This window comes from Telluria sp. RB2R28 (assembly GCF_059685835.1).
The window spans coordinates 1-19,324 of sequence record NZ_JCASIK010000001.1; the positions used below are offsets into that span (position 1 = coordinate 1).

Sequence of the window (19,324 nt, forward strand, 5' to 3'; positions counted from 1 at the left end):
CAATCAACAGCGCCTCCACCAAACCCTCGGCTATCGAACCCCCGACCAGGTGGAAAAAATTCTCAGGTGTACCTGATTCAATCTGTCCACCATCCCGGTGCATCTCACTCTGACCCTAATTAATTTGCAAGAGTTTCTGCAAGAATAAATTAGGGTCAGAGTCGAATTGTTTGACAACTTTGGGTAATTGCCCAATAAATCTACACTGACCCTATTTGTTGGAGAGGCCTTGGCCGCCGACGGGTTCGGTTTCGAAGCGTTCGCCGAAGCCGGCGATCAGTGGGCGGGCTTGTTTGATGGCGGCTTGGACTGACGGGAGGGTCAGGGAGGCCTTGTGGTGGTCTTGTGAGTCCCAGGTTTCGGTGATCCAGATGGCGTCGGCGTCCTGTTTGTCTTTGGCGATGATGTAGGCCAGGCAGCCGGGCATGGCGGTGGTGCCTTCCAGCAGGATGGCGATGAGGGCGTCGCGTTGGCCCGGGGTAGAGCGCATTTTTCCGATCAGACCGTACATGCGGGGTGTATCTTTCATCGTGGTGGTGGTGACAGGTGCGGCGGCGCGGGCCTGGGTCAGCGGCAGGGCTGCCAGCGCCCCCAGCACCTGGCGGCGGGATGCGGTCATGCGTGTTCTCGCGTGCAATTGTTCTTGGATCAGTATAGGTGTGCCCTTTGGTGCCGCCAAGCACAAACGGGGATCTTGGCGCATTCGATGCAGGTCGGGTTAAGATGGCTTTTCCATCATCCTGTCACGAAAGCCTCGATGCGACTTCATCCTCTTGCCCTGGCCGTCAGCGCCTGCATTTTCTCCGTCTCCCAGGCTGCGCATGCGCAGCAGCCGGCCGCCGTGTCCGAAACCGCACTGCGCGCCCATTTGTCCTTCCTTGCCGACGATCTGCTCGAAGGCCGCGGCACCGGTCAGCGCGGCGGCGATCTGGCCGTGCGCTATCTGGAAACCCAGGCGGCCCTGATTGGCCTCAAGCCCATCCCCGGCGGCGGCTATCGCCAGAAGGTCGAGATCGAGGGCAGCAGACTTCTCAGCGGCAGCGCCACCTTCACCGCCGGCGGCAAGAGCTTCAAGCCGGAGCTGGGCAAGGGGATTGTCATGGGCACCAAGAGCGGCAACGAGAACCTGTCGTTCGATGCGCCCCTCGTCTTCGTCGGCTACGGCGCTGCAGCGCCCGAAGAAAAATGGGATGACTACAAGGGCCTCGACGCCAAGGGCAAGATCCTCGTCATGATGGTCGACGATCCCCAACCCACCGCCGACGAGCCCAACCGCTTTGCCGGCAAGGCTTACACCTGGTATGGCCGCTGGGTTTACAAATTCGAGGAAGCCGCGCGCCGTGGCGCCGCCGGCGTGCTGTTGATCCACACGACGCCGTCGAGCTCGTATCCGTGGAGCGTGCCGGCCAATGGCTTCGGCAACGAGCGCTTCGGTCTCAAGGGCCCGGGCAATCCGATGGAAGGCTGGCTGCACGAAGACACGGCGCGTGAACTGTTTGCTGCTGGCGGCCACGACCTCGACAAGCTGCGCGCGCAGGCCGAGCGCCGCGATTTTCGCCCGGTCGACCTGAAGGTCGCGGGGCATGTTGAATTGCGCTCGGCGATCCGGCCGGTCGAGCAGTTCAACGTGATCGGCATCGTGCCCGGCACCGACGCCAAGCTGAAAGAGCAGGCCGTCGTCTACTCGTCGCACTGGGATCACATGGGCATGGCCGAACTGAAGGCCGGCGACGATCCGAAGGCCGATCGCATCTACAACGGCGCGATCGATAACGCATCGGGCACGGCGGCGCTCCTGGTGATGGCAGCCGAAGCGGTCAAGAAGCCGGCCAGGCGCACCCAGATCTTCTTGTGGCCCGCCGCCGAAGAGCAGGGCCTGCTGGGCGCGGCGGCGTATGTCGCCAACCCGGTCTGGCCGCTGGCACAAACGGCCGCCGACCTCAATCTCGACAGCCTGAACTTCGTCGGCCGCACCCGCGATATCGGTGTCGCCGGCGCGGAGCGCAGCAGCCTGTACGAAACCTCGAGCCAGGTGGCCAGGTCGATGGGCCTGAAGATCGCGCCAAGCACGCCGGACATGTCGGGCGCCTACTTCCGCGCCGACCACTTCGCGTTTGCCAAGGCGGGCGTGCCGGCGTTTAACGTCGGCTCGGCCGTGTTCTCGGGCGATGGCCACTTCGAGTTCGAGCAGCACCAGAACGAATCGAGCACCAACATCAAGGGCTTCAAGGACCACTACCACCAGGTCAGCGATGCATACCGGCCCGAGTGGGATTTGTCCGGCATGGTGCAGCAGGCCCAGTTTACGCTTAATCTGGGTTACGCGGTCGCGAACGCACCTGGCATGCCGACCTGGAAGAAGGGCGAAGCCTTCGGCAGCGTCAAGCGCAAATAGGGTTCGCCGCCAGCGCTCACACGGGTCACACGGCAGCGGCGGCGCCACTGGCCGCCGCCGTCAGAATGCGATCCAGGTCGGTCATGTCCACCGGCTTGACCAGATGATGGTCAAAGCCGGCCTGGCTGCTGGCATCGCGATCCTGCGACTGGCCATAGCCGGTAACCGCCACCAGCAAGGCGTTCGTGGTCGCCGGTGCTGCGCGCAGGCGGCGCGCCAGTTCGTGGCCATCCATCCCGGGCAGGCCGATGTCGAGCAGGCAGGCGTCGGGCACGAACTGCGCGGCGCGCCGCAGGGCATCGAAGGGATCGTGTTCGACCGCCACCTCATGCCCCGCTGCGCTGACGTACATCGCCAGCACCTGCGCCGCATCGATATTGTCGTCCACCACCAGTACCTTGAGCTGCTGCAGCGCGCCCGCCTCGGGCGTGTTCGCGGCGCTGCTGCCGGCGCTGCTGCCGGCGCTGCGCTCCTCGCTGCGCTCCTCGCTGCGCGGCAGCGTTACGATGAAGCTGCTTCCCAGGCCCTGGCCCGGGCTCTCCACGCGCACGCTGCCGCCATGCAGCTGCACCAGGCTGCGCACCAGCGCGAGCCCGATTCCCAGGCCGCCCTGCGTGCGGTCGGGCGTGCGCTCGCCCTGCACGAACATCTCGAATGCACGGTCCAGTTCTTCGGGCAGCATGCCGATGCCGTTGTCTGCCACCACGATGCGCAGGCGCGACGCGTCCAGTTCGAGCGCCACGCGCAACTTGCCGCCGGCGGGCGTGAACTTGACCGCGTTGTGCAGCAGGTTGCCCACCACCTGCACCAGCCGTTTGCGGTCGCCCATCACCCAGGCCGGCGTCGCCGTCAGCGATGAGGTCAGCGTGTGGCCTCGCTGGCGCAGCGGTTCCTGAACCTGTTCCATCGCTTCGGCCAGTACCTCGTTGACATCGAGGCGCACCTTCGACAGCGCCACCAGGCCGCGCGTGACGCGCGATACGTCCAGCAGGTCGTCTACCAGGCCGGCCATGTGCCGCGCCTGGCGCGCGATGATGCCGCTGATCTGGCGCGTGCGCGCCGGGTCGAGCGTGTCATGGCCCAGCAACTGGGCGCCGGAGGCGATTGGCGCCAGCGGATTGCGCAGCTCATGCGCGAGCATCGCCAGGAATTCGTTCTTGCGCTGGTCGGCCTGGCGCAGCGCTTCTTCGGCGTTGACGCGGTCGGTCACATCCTGGATCGTGCCGCGCAGCGCCGACACGCGCCCGTCGCCGTCATGCACCGCCTCGCAATGCAGGTCGATCCAGATGCGGTGGCCGTCGGCGTGCAGCACCTGCAGCTGCAGCCTGCCGCTGCCGCCGGTGCGTTGCAGTTCGCGGATCAGGGCATTGGCGCGCTGCCACGATTCTTCGGGCAGCACCGGCCCGCGCTGTTCGTCGAACGGCGGCAGTTCGCGCCCGTAGATGTGCGGCACCGACTCGGACGTAACCAGGGCGCCGGACGGCAGTTGCATGTGCCAGGTGCCGAAGCGCGCCATACGGTGCGCGTCGCGCAGTTCGGCTTCCTTGATGGCCAGCGCTTGCGCGCGTTCGCCGAGCAGTGTCGATGCGGCGCTGATCGCCTCGGCCACTTCGGCCGCTTCCTTGACGTGCACTTGCGTGAAGCGGGGCGGTGTTTCGCCTTTGCCCAGCGCCACGGCCGGCGCGGTCAGGGCCTGGACCGAACGCGCGAGGCGTCCGCCAATCTGCCAGGCCAGCCACAGGCCGACGGCAAACAGCAGCAGCACGCCGGTCAGGAGCGCGGCCAGCGGCTCGAACAGCACCTGGTTCAGGTTCGAGCGCGGCATGCCGATGGCGACGTGCCAGCCGGTGGCTTCGGAGCGCGAGAAGAAGGTGAGCAGGGCGGTGCCTTCCTGCGACACCGACGGTACGATCCCTTCGCGCTTGCGCCCCATGGCGCGAAACAGCGGATCGGTGACGCGGTTGCCGACGAAGCGCTCTGGGCTCAGGTTGCGCGCGAAGATGGTACCGCCGGCGTCGACCACCGACGCCCGCGCGCCATCCGACACGGATCTGGGCGTGAGCATGTCGTCGAAATACCCGGGCCGTACGCCGATGCTCAGTACGTAGGCCACGCTGCCGCCGATCATCACCGGCACGTCGACACTGACGGTGGGCTCGCCGATGACCTTGCCGATGAAAACGCGCGAGATGCCTGGCCGGCCGCTGGCAAATACCTTCTCCAGCGAGTCGGACGGTTCGAGCGGAAGACGTTCGCCGTAGGCCACGGCGGTGTTGAGGATCTGCTGGCCGCTGCGCTCGCGCAGCACGGCGACCATGCCGTCGCCGGCCAGTTGCAGCGCCTCGCGCGCCTGGCGGTGCACGAGCGGGAAGTCGCGGTCCTGGAGCGCATCGAGCGTCGACAGGGTCTGGGCGATGACCTGCGCCTGCAGCAGCTTGCTGTCGACCGTGTGCACCAGCGCGCGCACGGTCTGCATCGTGTTGCGCTCGAACTGGGCACGGCTTTTCTGGTACTGATGGACGAACAGGAGCGATGCGCCAACCACGCCCGGTAACAGCGTTACCAGGACCAGCCAGAGCAAATAAGCCCGCAGTGGTCTGCGGGGCATGGTGGACGATATGCCAGTCACATTGCTTTCCAGAACGTTTAATCCGGCAAATTCTACGCCACAAACCGGTGGCGCACACATTCGTTCAGGCGACTGGCAGCAGGCTGTGTCGGTCAGCGCCGGTTACGCGTGAACAGTGTCTTGTAATAAATTGCCGTCGCGTGCCAGCGACCATTGGGTGTACAAGCGTATTCGGGCAACTCACCGACCCGTTCGTAGCCGCTTTGTTGCACCAGGCGCTCGGCGCCGGAACCTACTGCCGCATCCAGAAACAACAAGCCGCGGCGCAAGGCCAGCGCTTCGATCTCGAGGGCTTGCAGCAGCGCCATCCCGATGCCGCTGCGCCGTACTGTGCAGTGTACGAGCAACTGTTGCACTTCAGCGCGATTATGGCCGTTTGGCTTTGTAGTTAATGCTAACTGGATAGTGCCGACCAGCACGCCGTCACGTTCCGCTGCCAACAGGACGCGCTGGCCCAGACCGACTTCTTCCGCAATGCCTTGCCAGTAAGCGTCGAGCTGTTCCTGGTCAAGGCCGTTGACGAATCCCAGTGAATGGCCATCGGCAACCGCATCGAGGAGCAGCGTGCCCAGCGACGGCATGGATTGAGCGATGGTGCGTGGATCGAGTCTGCGGATGATCATAAAACTCCCGGAACTGAGGGTGGGTGGATTGTCTGTTTATTTGAAGCACGATGTATGCCACCACGGCCATTTGCATATAGTCAATGTGTCATCACCTGTTGTGGACGCGCCATACTTCGTGCCTTGACCAAGTTTTATTTTCTAGTATTGACATCGATCTATCGACACGATGAAAAGTCGCTTGTAATGTTCTTCCACGGTAACTATTTCAGCGTCCGGCGCTGCACAAGGATGACCATGACAGAACCAAACAACAAACGCCGTGCCATGACACTGGCAAATCTTCGCATCGGCAAGCGGCTGGCACTGGGCTTCGGCCTGATCTGCATCATGCTGGTTGTGATGATTGTGCTGAGCAATACGATGCTTGCCCGCACCAATGCCGGCACCGCCGAGATCGTCAACGAGCGCATGCCGCGCATCGCGCTGACCACCCAGATGCAGGACCGGATCAACGATATCGCCATCTCGCTGCGCAATATGATCCTCAGCGAGAGCGGCTCCGACCACCGGCGCCAGGTCAAGGACATCATGGCCGCGCGCGCTGCGATGGACGCCATCCTGGTCAAGTTGCGGGCCTCGCTGCACAACCCGAAGGCGCTTGAGCTGCTCGCCCAGATGGAAAAGGAAACCGCGCTGTACAAGGCGGGACAGGATGCGATGATCAAACACCTCGAGGCCGAGGAAGTCGACGAGGCGCGCGCGCTGCTTGGCGAAGACCTGCGCCCGCTGCTGATACGCCTGAAGCGGGCGACGGCCGAGCAGACTGCGCTGCAGGTCGCGATCGCGGACGAGGCGGCGCGAAACGCTGCCGCCACCTACCGCAATACCAGCCGCCTGATGTGGGGGCTGGGCGGCGTCGCGTTGCTGCTGTCGGTACTGGCGGCGTGGGCGATCACGCGCTCGATCACGCGGCCATTGGCGCAGGCGCTCACCGTGGCCAATACGGTTGCCGCCGGCGACCTGACCAGCCGCATCGAGGTGACCACGCATGACGAAGCGGGGCAACTGCTGCAAGCCCTCAAGGCCATGAACGAAAATCTGGCGCGCACCGTCGGCACCGTACGCGTGGGGACCGACACGATTGCGGTGGCGGCGGCCGAAGTGGCGGCGGGCAGTCACGACCTGTCGATCCGCACCGAGCAGCAGGCCGCGGCGCTGGAAGAGGCGGCGTCGTCGATGGAAGAGCTGACGGCGACCGTGCGCCAGAATGCGGACAACGCGCGCCAGGCCAATGTCATGGCGGGCCTGGCCTCGAGCGTCGCCTCTCGTGGCGGCGACGTCATCGAGCAGGTGGTCGGCACCATGGACGGCATCAATGCATCGTCGAACAAGATCAACGACATCATCGGCGTCATCGACGGCATTGCGTTCCAGACCAATATCCTGGCCCTGAATGCGGCGGTGGAGGCAGCCCGGGCGGGCGAGCAGGGCAGGGGCTTTGCCGTGGTGGCGGGCGAAGTGCGCAATCTGGCGCAGCGCTCGGCGGCGGCAGCGCGCGAGATCAAGGGGCTGATCCAGGATTCGAGCGGCAAGGTCGCCGAGGGCGGCAAGCTGGTGGCGCAGGCCGGCCAGACGATGCGCGAGATCGTCGACAGCGTGCGCAGTGTGACCGACATCATGACCGAGATCAGCGCCGCCAGCGTCGAGCAGACCGCGGGCATCGAGCAGATCAACCAGGCCGTGGCGCAGATGGACGAGGGCACGCAACAGAACGCAGCGCTGGTCGAAGAAGCGGCGGCGGCAGCAACCTCAATGCGCGAGCAGGCGGCCCTGCTGGCACAGGCTGTGGCGGTGTTCCGGATCGATGGGGAGCAGATGCAGGGGGCATCGGCGGCAGCGGTCGCGCCGAAGCCGGTGGCGCCAGCGCGGGCAATCCCGGCGCCTGCTCCGGTCGCGACACCGGCACCGGTACCGGCAACGGCGCCGCGCAAGGCAACTGCAGCGCCGAAGGCATCTCCCAAACCGGAAGCGGTGTCTGGCACAACGCCGATAGCGGCCGGAGACTGGGAAGAGTTCTGAGTTCGGCCGCTCGAGCGGCATCGACAAACGGCAAGCTGCGGCTTGCCGTTTTTTTTATACGAACAACCAACACACGCACGACTGAAAACGTGCGCATCGTCCAGTATTCATGGCAATCACGCTGGCATTGCCGGTTCGTTAGCGTGCATGCATCGTTATCGTCTGCATGAGAACTTACCCTGCTTGCCGAAAAGAAATATAACGAAAACTAACGGCATTGGAAGGTAATCTCATGGAACACACAGTCAACGATCGCGAAGTGCTCTCTTTCCGCCTTGGCAAGGAAGAATATGGCATCAGCATCCTCAAAGTGCAGGAAATTCGCGGCTACGAGGCGCCGACGCGCCTGGCCAACGCGCCCGAATTTCTCAAGGGCGTCATCAATCTGCGCGGCCGGATCGTGCCGGTGGTGGACATGCGCATCAAGTTCGGTTTCGCCAATCCAGCCTATGACAGCCTGACGGTCGTGATCATCCTGAACATTGCGCAGCACGTGATCGGCATGGTGGTCGACAGCGTCTCCGAGGTCGTGACGCTCAAAGCCGACCAGATCCGGCCGGCGCCTGCCATGGGTACGCTGGACGCGGGCTATCTGCATGGTCTCGGGACGGTCGGCGAACGCATGCTGATCCTGCTCGATATCGACGCCCTGATGCAATCCGAAGAACTCGGCCTCGTGCCGTCGCTCGCGCTGGCCGCCTGAGCCGCCTCGCTGAAAGAACAACCCCATGAAACTCGGTAATCTGAATATCGCCACGCGCCTGTCGCTTGGCTTTGGCATCGTCGGCGTCATGCTCATTGCGATGATTGTGATGAGCAATGCGTCGCTGCTGCGTGTGAACAATGGCACCAGAGATATTGTCGAGCACCGGATCCCGGCGATCGAGATGAGCAACCGGCTCGAAGGCCAGATCAACGTCATTGCCATCGCGCTGCGCAACATGATGCTCAATGCCGAGCCGACCGACCGCCAGAAGCAGGTGGAAGCGATCGGTAACGCCCGCGCGACGATCACCGCAACGCTGACCGAGATCGAACCGCTGCTGACGGCGCACCCCGATGAACTGGCCATCCTGCGTACGATGCAGAGCACGAGCACCAGCTACCTGACCGGCGTCACCGAACTGCTCGCCCTGATCAACGCAGGCCAGGAAGAGCCGGCCAAGGTTTACCTGACCAACGAACTGCGCCCGCGCCTGGCCAGGCTGAAGGAAGCCACCGCCGCCGAACTGGCGCTGCAGAAGGACCTGAGCGCGAAAGCTGCAGCAAGCGCCGCAACAACCTATGACAGGACGATGTGGCAAACCTGGGCCCTGGGCGGTCTGGCGCTGGCCTTCGCGGCCCTGGTGGCCACGTTGATCACGCGTTCGATCACGGTGCCGGTGCGCCGTGCGCTGGAAGTGGCCAATACCGTTGCCGCCGGCGACCTGACCAGCCGCATTGACGTCACCACGCAGGATGAGACCGGCCGGCTGCTGCAGGCACTCAAGACGATGAACGAGAGCCTGGCGCGCACCGTCGGCGCCGTGCGGATTGGCACCGACACCATCGCCGTTGCCGCCAGCCAGGTGGCGGCGGGCAGCCAGGATTTGTCTGGCCGCACCGAGCAGCAGGCCGGCGCGCTGGAAGAGACGGCATCGTCGATGGAAGAACTGACGTCGACCGTCAAGCAGAATGCGGACAATGCGCGCCAGGCCAACAAGCTGGCCGAGACCGCGTCGAACGTGGCCGCGCGCGGCGGTGAAGTGATTCACCAGGTGGTCGACACGATGGACCAGATCAATGCTTCGTCGAACAAGATCAGCGACATCATCGGCGTGATCGACAGCATCGCCTTCCAGACCAATATCCTGGCGCTCAACGCGGCGGTGGAAGCGGCCCGTGCGGGCGAGCAGGGCCGCGGCTTTGCGGTCGTGGCCAGCGAAGTGCGCAATCTGGCGCAGCGTTCGGCGGCGGCGGCCAAGGAAATCAAGACGCTGATCGGCGACTCGAGCAGTAAAGTTGCCGACGGCAGCAAGCTGGTGGCGCAGGCAGGTTCCACGATGCAGGAAATCGTCGAGAGCGTCCGGCGCGTGACCGACATCATGACCGAGATCAGCGCCGCCAGCGTCGAGCAGACCGCCGGCATCGAGCAGATCAACCAGGCCGTGGCGCAGATGGACGAGGGCACGCAGCAGAACGCGGCGCTGGTCGAGGAAGCGGCAGCGGCGTCGGCATCGATGCAGGAGCAGGCGGCGATGCTGGCGGCCGCCGTGGCGGTGTTCAGGATCGATGCCGGGCAGATGGCCGAGGCGGCGCCAGCCGATGTTGCCGTCGTGCGCGCCAAGTCAGCACCGGCACCGGCACCGGCACCGGCAGTGAAGAAGGTTGCCATTGCTCATGCCAAGCCGGCCCCGGCGCCGGCCCCGACCCCGACGCGGACGCAGGCCAGGACGCCTGTCGCTGCGGACGAGTGGGAAACGTTCTAAGCCGGTCAGGACCTGCGGGCCCGGATAGCGGGCAAGAAAAAACGGCAAGCCGCAGGGCTTGCCGTTTTTTTGTTGCGTGGTCTGAACGTTGCAGGAGCTGTCATCGTCAGCGATGGATGAGGGCGCTGGCATGACCCCATGACCCCATGACCCCATGACCCCATGACCTCATGACCTCGTGCCGCCGTAACCCCGTCATCCCATGACGCCGTACGCCACGTATTCCCTCTGAAACCGGTACGCTATCCGGTGCACCCGACGCATCCCCTATTTAACGGTGACAGCGCCAACCCGGCAAACCGCAGACGTAAAAAAACGGCAGACCCTGCGGTCTGCCGTTTTCATGTCCGTCGCGCACCAGGCGACATGCGCCCGATGCGGTATGGCGTCGCTTAGAACGAGTGACGCACGCCAACGTTGTAGACCTGTGGGTCTGCGCCGAAGGCCGTTGCTGGCAGGGCCAGCGAGCCAGCAGGCGAGGTCAGCGAGAACACGCCGTTGTTGTTGTTACGCAGTTTTGCGTACGATGCGTACACATTGGTGCGCTTCGACAGGGTGTAGGTGTAGGCAACGGTGACTGCCTTGCCTTCTGCGCCGCTGGCCAGCTCTTGCTGCTGGTAGTTCAGGAAGACGCGGTTGGCGCCGAAGCCATACGACACGCCGGCGTTCTTCTGCTCGTACTTGGCGCTTGGCAGGATGCCGGTTTCCGGATCAGCAGCCATGTAGCCAGCGCGCACTTCGAAGTCGCCGAACTTGTAGCCGATACCTGCGTTGTACTCTTTGTCGTCGCCGGTGGCCAGGCGCTCGACGTTCTGGTAACCAGCACCCAGGTACAGGCCAGCGTTTGCGTATTCCAGCGAGACGCCGGTCACGTCGCCCGATGGATCGATGCTGCGCTCACCGGCGCCGTAGGCTGCGCGCAGGGTGAAGCCGCTCAGGGCGTTGCTCTGGTAGTTGACCGAGTTCGACAGGCGACGGGTCAGGCGGTTGGCGCCGAAGGCTGCCAGGTTCGAACCGTAGAAGCCCTGGCCCAGGGTGTCCGATGCGCCGGCAACAGCAGCGATCGGGCCGTATTCACGACCGACGGTCACGGTACCGAAGGCGCCTTGCAGGCCCACGACAGCGCGGCGCTGGAACATGTTCGAATCGGTTGCGCCGGTATCGACGGCAACAGCGGCTTCGATGTTGAACAGTGCCTTCAGACCATTGCCCAGGTCTTCGGTACCGCGGAAGCCGATGCGGCTGGCCGATTGGGTACCCGACGACACAACGGTGCGGCTGCTCTCGCCAGGCGCATCGTTGTTTTCAACGCCAATCGACGCATCGACCATACCGTACATGGTGACGCTGGTTTGGGCTTGGGCGACGAGTGGCAGTGCCGACACGAGGGCGATGGCAAGAATTTTGTGCTTCATGGATGAATCTCCAGTGTTTGTTTGTGAAATAGCCTAGTAATCATGACATGCCCGACGGACATCTGTCACCGGGTTCGCCCAAGCGGAATTCTCACGAAAACGACCGCAATCGTCGTCAAAAAAATTCAGACAGGACCTGATTCTCATAGGAGAACAACGGATTTCAGCGGCCTTTCCAGCGGCGCGAATCGCTACCGCGAAGGGCTAAAAATATTGCTGAAAATCAACCAGCGGCGTTGCAGAGACGCCACATTTTCGGCCTTGACAGCTGCTGCAATGCGCAATAACGGTGCACGCATGCGGTTTGACGTCCATCCCGCAACGGGCGCGACAGTACCGAGTCAGGACATATCCGCCCTGGCATCCCCTGACGCCGTCGTTTTTTTGCACCGCAATAGTGCATCGCAGCACCCGTCACAGTCGTACTGACAGCAACCCATATCACTTGCAATGTCGATACGTAAATTGGTATCGGAACTGCGGAAAAATTGATTGGAACGTTCTCAGTGCAACGCCTACCATTCCGTACAGCATCGAAACAATAAAGTCGCACAGCGACGTATAACGACTAAGGAGACATATGACACGGTATTCACCGGGCAGCATTGCGCCCACATTTTCCCCGACCCCCCATATTCATGCCCGCCGCAGGTTTGCCCTGCGCGCCACGGTCGCGGCCCTGGCCGGCGCTGGCCTGATGAGCGCGGCGACGGTCGGCGCCCAGGAAGTCGGCGCCGCCACGGCGGACGTCCCGGCCGCCAGCGCGCCGTCGAATGCCGAAAACAACACGGCGCGCGCCGTCGCCGACCGCGATGCGGCCGTCGTGACCGTCACCGGAACCCGCCAGGCCGCCCAGAGCGCGCAGGCCATCAAGCGCAACGCCGAGCAGGTGCTCGATTCGATTGTCGCCGACGACATCGGCAAATTCCCCGACAAGAACGTGGCCGAGATCCTGGGCCGTGTGCCGGGCGTGCAGGTCATCCGCCAGAACGGCGAAGCCGGTAACGTCGTCATCCGTGGCCTGGGCGGCATCACGACGCTGTACAACGGCCGCGAGATGTTCACCGCCGCCGGGCGCAGCCTGTTCCTGGCCGATGTGCCGGTCGCCATGCTGCAGCGCGTGGACGTCTACAAATCGCAGGGCGCCGACATGGTCGAAGGCGGCACCTCGGGCGTCATCGACGTGCGCACCAACCGGCCATTCGATTTCAAGGGCGCGCAGGCCGCCTTCAATGTCCGCGGCGAGCACCGCGACAAGGCCGACAAGATCGATCCGAACGTCTCGGGCCTGCTGTCGAACCGCTGGAAAACGGCCATGGGCGAGATCGGCCTGCTGGGCGGCCTGTCGTACCAGCGCGGCCGCTACCATGACGAAACCGCCTTCGTGGGCGAACCACGCACGATCGACCGCGGCATCATCGGCGCACCGTCGATGGGCCGCGTGATGAGCGGCGGCGATCGCGAACGCCTGGCCGGTAACCTGTCGGCGCAGTGGCGCCCGTCGAGCGACCTCGAGGTGTACGCCGAGAGCTTCTCGACCAAGATTGACCACGACTCGCAAAGCATCTTCTTCGTGGGCGACCTGCCAATCAACAATCCCGGCTCCACCGTCACGCCGATGCCGGGCTCGAATTACCTCGGTTCGATCAGCAATCCCAATGTGAACACCTTCACGCTGAGCTCGACCCAGGCGCGGCGCGACGATTCGGAAACCCACCAGGGCGCTGTCGGCGCGATCTGGAAGGCCACCCCCGGCGTGCGCGTCAGCGGCGAGGTGGTGCGCACGGTCAGCAAGTACAGCCAGAAGAATCCGATCCTCGACACGGTCATGAACATGTCGAAGGCGATCAATGCCGAAGTGCGCGATGGCGGTGGCTACCTGGAATACCCGGGCACCGACATGACCGATCCGGCCAACTGGACGATGTTCGCACTGTTCGATAACCACAACCGCTCGCGCGGCGCCGCCACCGACTGGCGCGGCGACGTGGCCTGGACGCCGGAAGCCGACGGCTTCTTCAAGGAACTCAGCGTGGGCGCGCGGCATGTCCAGCGCGACGCCTCGTTCGTGCATGAGCTGAACGGCTACACGGCCGCGCCGAATTCGTTCACGCCGAACGCGATCAAGGTCACCGACTTCCCGGGCCTGAACTGCACCAGCCCGAAAACGGGCGGCAACTACGGGATGAACCAGTTCTATGCGCCGTGCCGGGACTACCTGCTCGACAACACGGGCGCGATCCGCCAGGTCATCAAGGGCAATCCGGATCCGCAACCGGACAATCCGCTGTCGTTCTATTCGGACCGCGAGCAGTCGAGCGCCGCCTACATCAAGGCCAATTTCGGCTTCGATGCATGGTCGCTGCCGATCGACGGCACGGCCGGCCTGCGCTACGTGAAAACCAAGCAGCGCATCAGCGGCTTCTCGTCCACGGCCGGCGTGGTCTCGCCCGTTACCGTCTCGAGCACCACCAACGACGTGCTGCCGAGCCTGTCGATGCGCGCCCACTTCAGGCAAGACCTGATCGGCCGCCTGTCGGCCAGCAAGGCGATCGAACGGGCGCCATTCGGCGACTTCAATCCGGGCCTGACGCTGTTCCCGTCCACCACCACGACGCTGGCCACCGGCACTGCCGGCAACCCGAACCTCAAGCCGCAAGAGGCGCGGAACGTCGACGTGGCGCTGGAGTGGTACTTCGCGCCGGCCGGCTCGATCACCGGCACGCTGTTCCAGCACGACTACGAAAACTACCTGCGCCGTAGCGCGCGGCCGGAAACCTATGACGGCCTGACCTACAACGTCAGCCGCCCGTACAACGCGGTCGAGGGCAAGCTCAAGGGCGCCGAACTGGCTTACCAGCAGTTCTACACGAAGCTGCCGGGCTGGCTGGGCGGGCTCGGGATGCAGGCCAACGTGACCTGGATGGATGGCGGCCTGGCCGAAGCCGACGGCACCATCAACACGTTCGCTGGCATGTCGAAGCTGTCGGCCAACCTGGTCGCGCTGTACGAATACGGCAAATGGTCGGGCCGCATCGCCTACAGCTGGCGCGACAAGTTTACTGCCGAGTACAACTACCGCGCGCTGCCTTACAACATCGTCGTGGATCCGCTCAAGACGCTCGACGCCTCGGTGTCGTACAAGCTGACCGACAAGCTGACGGTCACGCTCGACGGCAGCAACCTGCTGGACCAGTCGTACCACGACTACCACAGCGTGCCCGAACTGCCGCGCGACGTGCGCCGCTACGACCGCGTGGTCGGCCTGGCGCTCAGGTGGCGCAATTGAGTGGCGCCGGCCGGCCTTTAATGACGGCCGGCTGACCTGTTCCAACCGGGCGCCGCAGGATTTCCTGCCGCGCCCCGTCGTTGTTTTGATTGGATGGAAAACGTGCAAACGCAAAAACTCTCGACGCTTGAAAAAGTCGGCTTCGGCGCCGGCGACATGGCGCTCAATGTGGTGATCTCGTCGATGATGCTGATCATCACCTTCTTCTACACCGACATCTATGGCCTGCATGTGCGCGACCTGGCGGTGCTGTTCGTCGTCGTCAAGATCGTCGGCGCCGTGGCCGACCTGGCGATGGGGCAGGTGACCGATTCCGTATTGACGCGCTGGGGGCGCTATCGCCCGTGGCTGCTGCTGCTCGCGGTGCCGTATGGCCTGTCGGTGTTCCTCGTGTTTTCCACACCAGGCTGGGACTACGACGCGAAACTGATCTGGGCCTACTCCACCTACATCCTCATGACCATCATGACCGCCGGCGTGGGCATTCCGTACATCTCGCTGATCAGCGGCCTGACCGCCGATCCCCAGCAGCGCCTGTCGGCCAACGGCTACCGGCTGTTCTTCGCCAAGGTGGGCGCCTTCATGGTGACCATCGTCGTGCCGGTCCTGGCCAGCGCCTGGGACGGCGCGCATCCGGCTGCCGGCTACCAGGCGGCGATGGCAGTGATGGCCGCCATCGGGGTGCTGCTGTTCGTGTTCTGCTTTTTCACCACCACCGAGCGCGTCGTGCACAAGGTCGAGAAACAGCCGTTACTGGCGCAGGTGCGCGTGCTGCTCAAGAACGACCAGTGGCTGATCCTGTGCGCCGTGTGCGTGACCGGCACCATCGGCTACGTGATCCGCGGCTCGGTGGCGATCTACTATGCCAAGTATTACCTGGGCGGCGACACCGCGGCCGTATCGGCCTTCCTGTCGACCGGCGTGGCGGCGGCGATCCTGGCGATGGTGGTCTCGACCTGGACCACCAAGTTCTATTGCAAGGTCAAGCTGTTCCGGCATTCGCAGATCGCGGTGGCGGTGCTCAGCGTGATGATGTATTTCCTGGTGCAGCCCGGCGACATGGTGCTCGCCTTCGTCCTGTATTTCCTGCTCTCGCTGGTGGTGGACCTGCACGCGCCGGTATTCTGGTCGGCCATCGCCGAGACGATCGACTACGGCCAGGTCAAGACCGGCAAGCGCGTCTCGGGCTTCGCATTCGGCGGCATCTCGGTATGCCAGAAGATCGGCATGGGCGTGGCCGGCTACATGGTCGGCATCCTGCTCGACTACTTCCGCTACGTGCCGAACCAGTCGCAATCTGCGCTGGCGCTGCAGGGCATCGCGCTGATGCTGTCGGTGATTCCGGGCTTCTTCCACTTTTTGATGGGGATGCTGATGTTCAAGTACCGGATCAGCGACGACTATTACACCACCGTCAAGCAGGACATGCAGGCGCACGGCTACGCCACCACCTGACAATCACACACAGAGAACAACCATGCAAGAAACCATCCTTCAGCCGCTGATCGAGCAACGCGCCGATCCCTACATCTACAAGCACACCGACGGCTACTATTACTTTACCGCTTCGGTGCCGCTGTACGACCGCATCGAACTGCGCCGCGCGACGACCATTGCCGGCCTGGCCACCGCGCCCACGGTCGACGCCTGGCACAAGCCCGATACGGGCCCGTATTCCGAGCTGGTCTGGGCCCCGGAGCTGCACTTCAATGACGGCGCCTGGTATGTCTACTTTGCCGCCGCGCCCACCCGCGCCATCAAGGACAAGCTGTTCCAGCACCGCATGTATGCGATCCGCAACCGCCATGCCAACCCGCTGGAAGGCGAGTGGGAATTCATGGGCCAGGTCGATACCGGCATCGACAGCTTCTGCCTGGATGCGACCACGTTCACCCACAAGGGCACGCTGTATTACCTGTGGGCGCAGAAGGACCCCGCCATCGAGGGCAATTCGAACCTGTACATCGCGCCGATGAAAACGCCCTGGCAGATCGAAGGCGCCCCGATCCTCTTGAGCAAACCGGAGCACGACTGGGAAACCATCGGCTTCTGGGTCAACGAAGGTCCGTCGATCCTGCGCCGCAACGGCAAGATCTTCATCAGCTACTCGGCCAGCGCGACCGACCACAACTACGCGATGGGGTTGCTGTGGGCCGACGAAGACGCCGATCTGCTCGATCCGCACTCGTGGACCAAGTCGGCGCAGCCCGTTTTGCGTACATGCTACGATCACGGCGTTTATGGGCCGGGCCACAACAGCTTCACGCTCGCCGAAGACAACGACACCGTGATGCTGGTCTATCACGCGCGCACCTACACCGAGATCGTCGGCGATCCGCTCTGGAATCCGGACCGCCACACCTTCGTGAAACCGCTGCGCTGGGATGACCACGGCATGCCGGTGTTCGGCCGACCCTCTGTCTATTAAGGATCACATCACCGTGCAAACCGGTATCACGCAAGCGCCATTTGGCCACCTGCCAGGCGGCGCCGCCGTCACCCAGTTCACGCTCACCAATGCCAATGGCATGGTGGCGAAGATCATCGACTTCGGCGGCGTCATCACCGAACTGCATGCGCCGGACCGTGACGGCAGGCTCGCCGACGTGGTGCTCGGCTTCGATACGCTCGAACCCTACTGCACCGACAGCCCGTACTTCGGCGCGCTGATCGGCCGCTACGGCAACCGCATCGCCAGGGGGCGCTTCACGCTCGATGGCGCGCAGGTCCAGCTGCCGGTCAACAACGGCAACAACCACCTGCACGGCGGCGCCGGCGGCTTCGATCGGGTCCTGTGGACGGCCACGGTCGATGGCGCCAGCCTGCGCCTGGCCTACCGCAGCATTGACGGCGAGATGGGCTATCCCGGCAATCTCGATGTCACGGTCGTCTACCAGCTCAATGACGCCAACGAACTGGTGGTGCGCTTTCATGCCGTGACCGACAAGGCGACGCCGGTGAACCTGACGCAGCACAGTTACTTCAACCTGGCCGGCGAGGGCGACATCCTGGGGCACTACCTGACCATCGATGCCGACAGCTTCGTGGCGATCGACAGCGAATCGATTCCCACGGGCGAACTCACGCCGGTCACCGGCACGCCGTTCGACTTTCGCCTGCCGCGCCAGATCGGCGAGCGGATCGGGCAGCCCGACAAGCAGCTGCGCCACGGCAGCGGCTACGACCATAATCTCGTCCTGAACAGGCCGAAAGGCACGGCGTTGACACGGGCGGCGCGGGTGAGCGAACCGGTCTCGGGCCGCGTGCTCGAACTATGGACGCAGGAACCCGGCGTGCAGTTCTACAGCGGGAACTTCCTCGATGGATCGCTGCATGGCAAGGGCCGCAGCTACGGACACCGCAGCGGCTTGTGCCTGGAGCCCCAGCATTTCCCCGATTCGCCGAACCAGCCGCAATTCCCGAGCGTGATCCTGCGCCCGGGCGAGGTGTACGCCACCGAGTCGCGCTTTCGTTTTACCACCGAGGCGGCGTGATGGAGGTGCTGACCGACACCCGGCACGAGCTGGGCGAGTGCGTGCTGTGGTGCGAGCGCACCGGCCGCCTGCTGTGGACCGATATTCCCGCCGCCACCCTGTGGGCATACACGCCCGCCACCGGCCGCACGGCCAGCTGGCCGATGCCCGAGCGCCTGTGCTGCTTCGCGCTCACCGGCAGCGACGACCGCCTGCTGCTGGGGCTGGCGTCCGGTCTCGCGTTCTTTACCTTCTCGAGCGGCAAGGTGACGCGCATCTGCGATGTCGAGCCTGACATTCCGTCCACGCGCATCAATGATGGGCGCTGCGATCGGCAGGGGCGGTTCGTGTTCGGCATGTTCAACCAGGCCGAGAATCCGAAGCACGCACTGGGTGGCTTCTACCGCCTGAACCTCGACCTGTCGCTCGAGCGCTTGCCCCTGCCCAACGCCGCCATCGCCAACAGCATCTGCTTCAGTCCCAACGGGCGCCGCATGTACTTTGCCGACTCGGCGCAAAAGGCGATCCTGTACGCCGACTACAACCCGTGCAGCGCCGAAGTGGGGCGCGTGCACACGTTCGTCGCGGCCGATGCCGTGCCGGGGGAACCCGACGGCTCGACGATCGATGCCGCCGGCTACCTGTGGAGCACGCGCTGGGGCGCCGGCATCGTGGCGCGCTTTGCGCCCGACGGCCAGCTCGAGCGAACAATGACGCTGGCGGCGCCGCAGCCGAGCTGCCCGGCCTTTGGCGGGCCTGACCTGACGACGCTGTTCGTCACCAGCGCCCACCTGGGCATGTCGGATCAGGAACGCGCGGCTGCGCCGCTGTCGGGCGCATTGTTCGCCCAGGCGCTTGAACTGCGCGGCCTGCCCGAGTCGCGTTTCCTGCACGTTTGACGGCCCGTCAGCGATACGAAAAACGGTATCAATCTTCGTTAAAATTTGATTAGTAAGTTATCTGCCCGGACTTTAGACTTCCTCTCGGTAATCAAGTGATATGGACAGCGG

13 protein-coding genes are annotated in these 19,324 nt (G+C 64.1%); 9 read left to right on the forward strand and 4 right to left on the reverse strand.

Features of this window, described 5'->3' with window-relative positions:
• Positions 1-211: 211 nt before the first annotated feature.
• A complete protein-coding gene (locus AC56LV_RS00005; RefSeq protein WP_499555022.1) occupies positions 212-619 on the reverse strand; it encodes a putative quinol monooxygenase in 408 nt (135 codons plus the stop codon).
• A 138-nt stretch (positions 620-757) separates the two neighbouring features.
• Here AC56LV_RS00005 and AC56LV_RS00010 point away from each other — a divergent pair, with 138 nt between their 5' ends.
• The gene (locus AC56LV_RS00010) at positions 758-2,395 is read left to right on the forward strand and encodes a M28 family peptidase (protein WP_499555024.1); all 1,638 of its coding nucleotides are present in this window, start codon (positions 758-760) and stop codon (positions 2,393-2,395) included.
• A gap of 25 nt (positions 2,396-2,420) precedes the next feature.
• Here AC56LV_RS00010 and AC56LV_RS00015 read toward each other — a convergent pair whose 3' ends face one another.
• Together AC56LV_RS00015 and AC56LV_RS00020 are read right to left on the reverse strand one after the other, a co-directional pair.
• Complete coding sequence (locus AC56LV_RS00015) at positions 2,421-5,003, reverse strand: hybrid sensor histidine kinase/response regulator (protein ID WP_499555026.1); 2,583 nt, start codon at positions 5,001-5,003, stop codon at positions 2,421-2,423.
• A 113-nt stretch (positions 5,004-5,116) separates the two neighbouring features.
• Entirely contained in the window at positions 5,117-5,647 is a 531-nt protein-coding gene (locus tag AC56LV_RS00020) for a GNAT family N-acetyltransferase (RefSeq protein WP_499555028.1), read from the reverse strand.
• 267 nt (positions 5,648-5,914) lie between these two features.
• Between AC56LV_RS00020 and AC56LV_RS00025 the strand changes: the two genes are divergently transcribed.
• The 3 genes from AC56LV_RS00025 to AC56LV_RS00035 all read left to right on the forward strand — a co-directional run bounded on the left by AC56LV_RS00025 (position 5,915) and on the right by AC56LV_RS00035 (position 10,137).
• Positions 5,915-7,669 carry a methyl-accepting chemotaxis protein gene (locus AC56LV_RS00025; protein WP_499555030.1) on the forward strand — a complete coding sequence of 585 codons (1,755 nt, stop codon included), beginning with the start codon at positions 5,915-5,917 and terminating at the stop codon, positions 7,667-7,669.
• Between the two features lie 232 nt (positions 7,670-7,901).
• A complete protein-coding gene (locus AC56LV_RS00030; protein WP_499555032.1) occupies positions 7,902-8,372 on the forward strand; it encodes a chemotaxis protein CheW in 471 nt (156 codons plus the stop codon).
• A 25-nt stretch (positions 8,373-8,397) separates the two neighbouring features.
• On the forward strand, positions 8,398-10,137 hold the full coding sequence (locus AC56LV_RS00035; protein WP_499555034.1) for a methyl-accepting chemotaxis protein: 1,740 nt from the start codon (positions 8,398-8,400) through the stop codon (positions 10,135-10,137).
• A 392-nt stretch (positions 10,138-10,529) separates the two neighbouring features.
• On the opposite strand, the gene AC56LV_RS00040 is transcribed toward AC56LV_RS00035, so the two are convergent.
• Entirely contained in the window at positions 10,530-11,552 is a 1,023-nt protein-coding gene (locus tag AC56LV_RS00040; RefSeq protein WP_499555036.1) for a porin, read from the reverse strand.
• A 580-nt stretch (positions 11,553-12,132) separates the two neighbouring features.
• Between AC56LV_RS00040 and AC56LV_RS00045 the strand changes: the two genes are divergently transcribed.
• The 5 genes from AC56LV_RS00045 to AC56LV_RS00065 all read left to right on the forward strand — a co-directional run bounded on the left by AC56LV_RS00045 (position 12,133) and on the right by AC56LV_RS00065 (position 19,213).
• The gene (locus AC56LV_RS00045; protein ID WP_499555038.1) at positions 12,133-14,841 is read left to right on the forward strand and encodes a TonB-dependent receptor; all 2,709 of its coding nucleotides are present in this window, start codon (positions 12,133-12,135) and stop codon (positions 14,839-14,841) included.
• 93 nt (positions 14,842-14,934) lie between these two features.
• Positions 14,935-16,296: an MFS transporter gene (locus tag AC56LV_RS00050; protein WP_499555040.1), complete on the forward strand. Its 1,362-nt coding sequence runs from the start codon at positions 14,935-14,937 to the stop codon at positions 16,294-16,296.
• Positions 16,297-16,318: 22 nt separating this feature from the next.
• Positions 16,319-17,269, forward strand: coding sequence for a glycoside hydrolase family 43 protein (locus tag AC56LV_RS00055; RefSeq protein ID WP_499555042.1), 951 nt, complete (start codon positions 16,319-16,321; stop codon positions 17,267-17,269).
• Positions 17,270-17,282: 13 nt separating this feature from the next.
• Positions 17,283-18,335 (forward strand): aldose epimerase family protein, encoded by a 1,053-nt coding sequence (locus tag AC56LV_RS00060; protein WP_499555044.1) that lies wholly within the window; start codon positions 17,283-17,285, stop codon positions 18,333-18,335.
• Positions 18,332-19,213, forward strand: coding sequence for an SMP-30/gluconolactonase/LRE family protein (locus AC56LV_RS00065; RefSeq protein ID WP_499555045.1), 882 nt, complete (start codon positions 18,332-18,334; stop codon positions 19,211-19,213). Before AC56LV_RS00060 ends, AC56LV_RS00065 begins: the two co-directional genes overlap by 4 nt.
• The last annotated feature ends 111 nt before the right edge of the window (positions 19,214-19,324 follow it).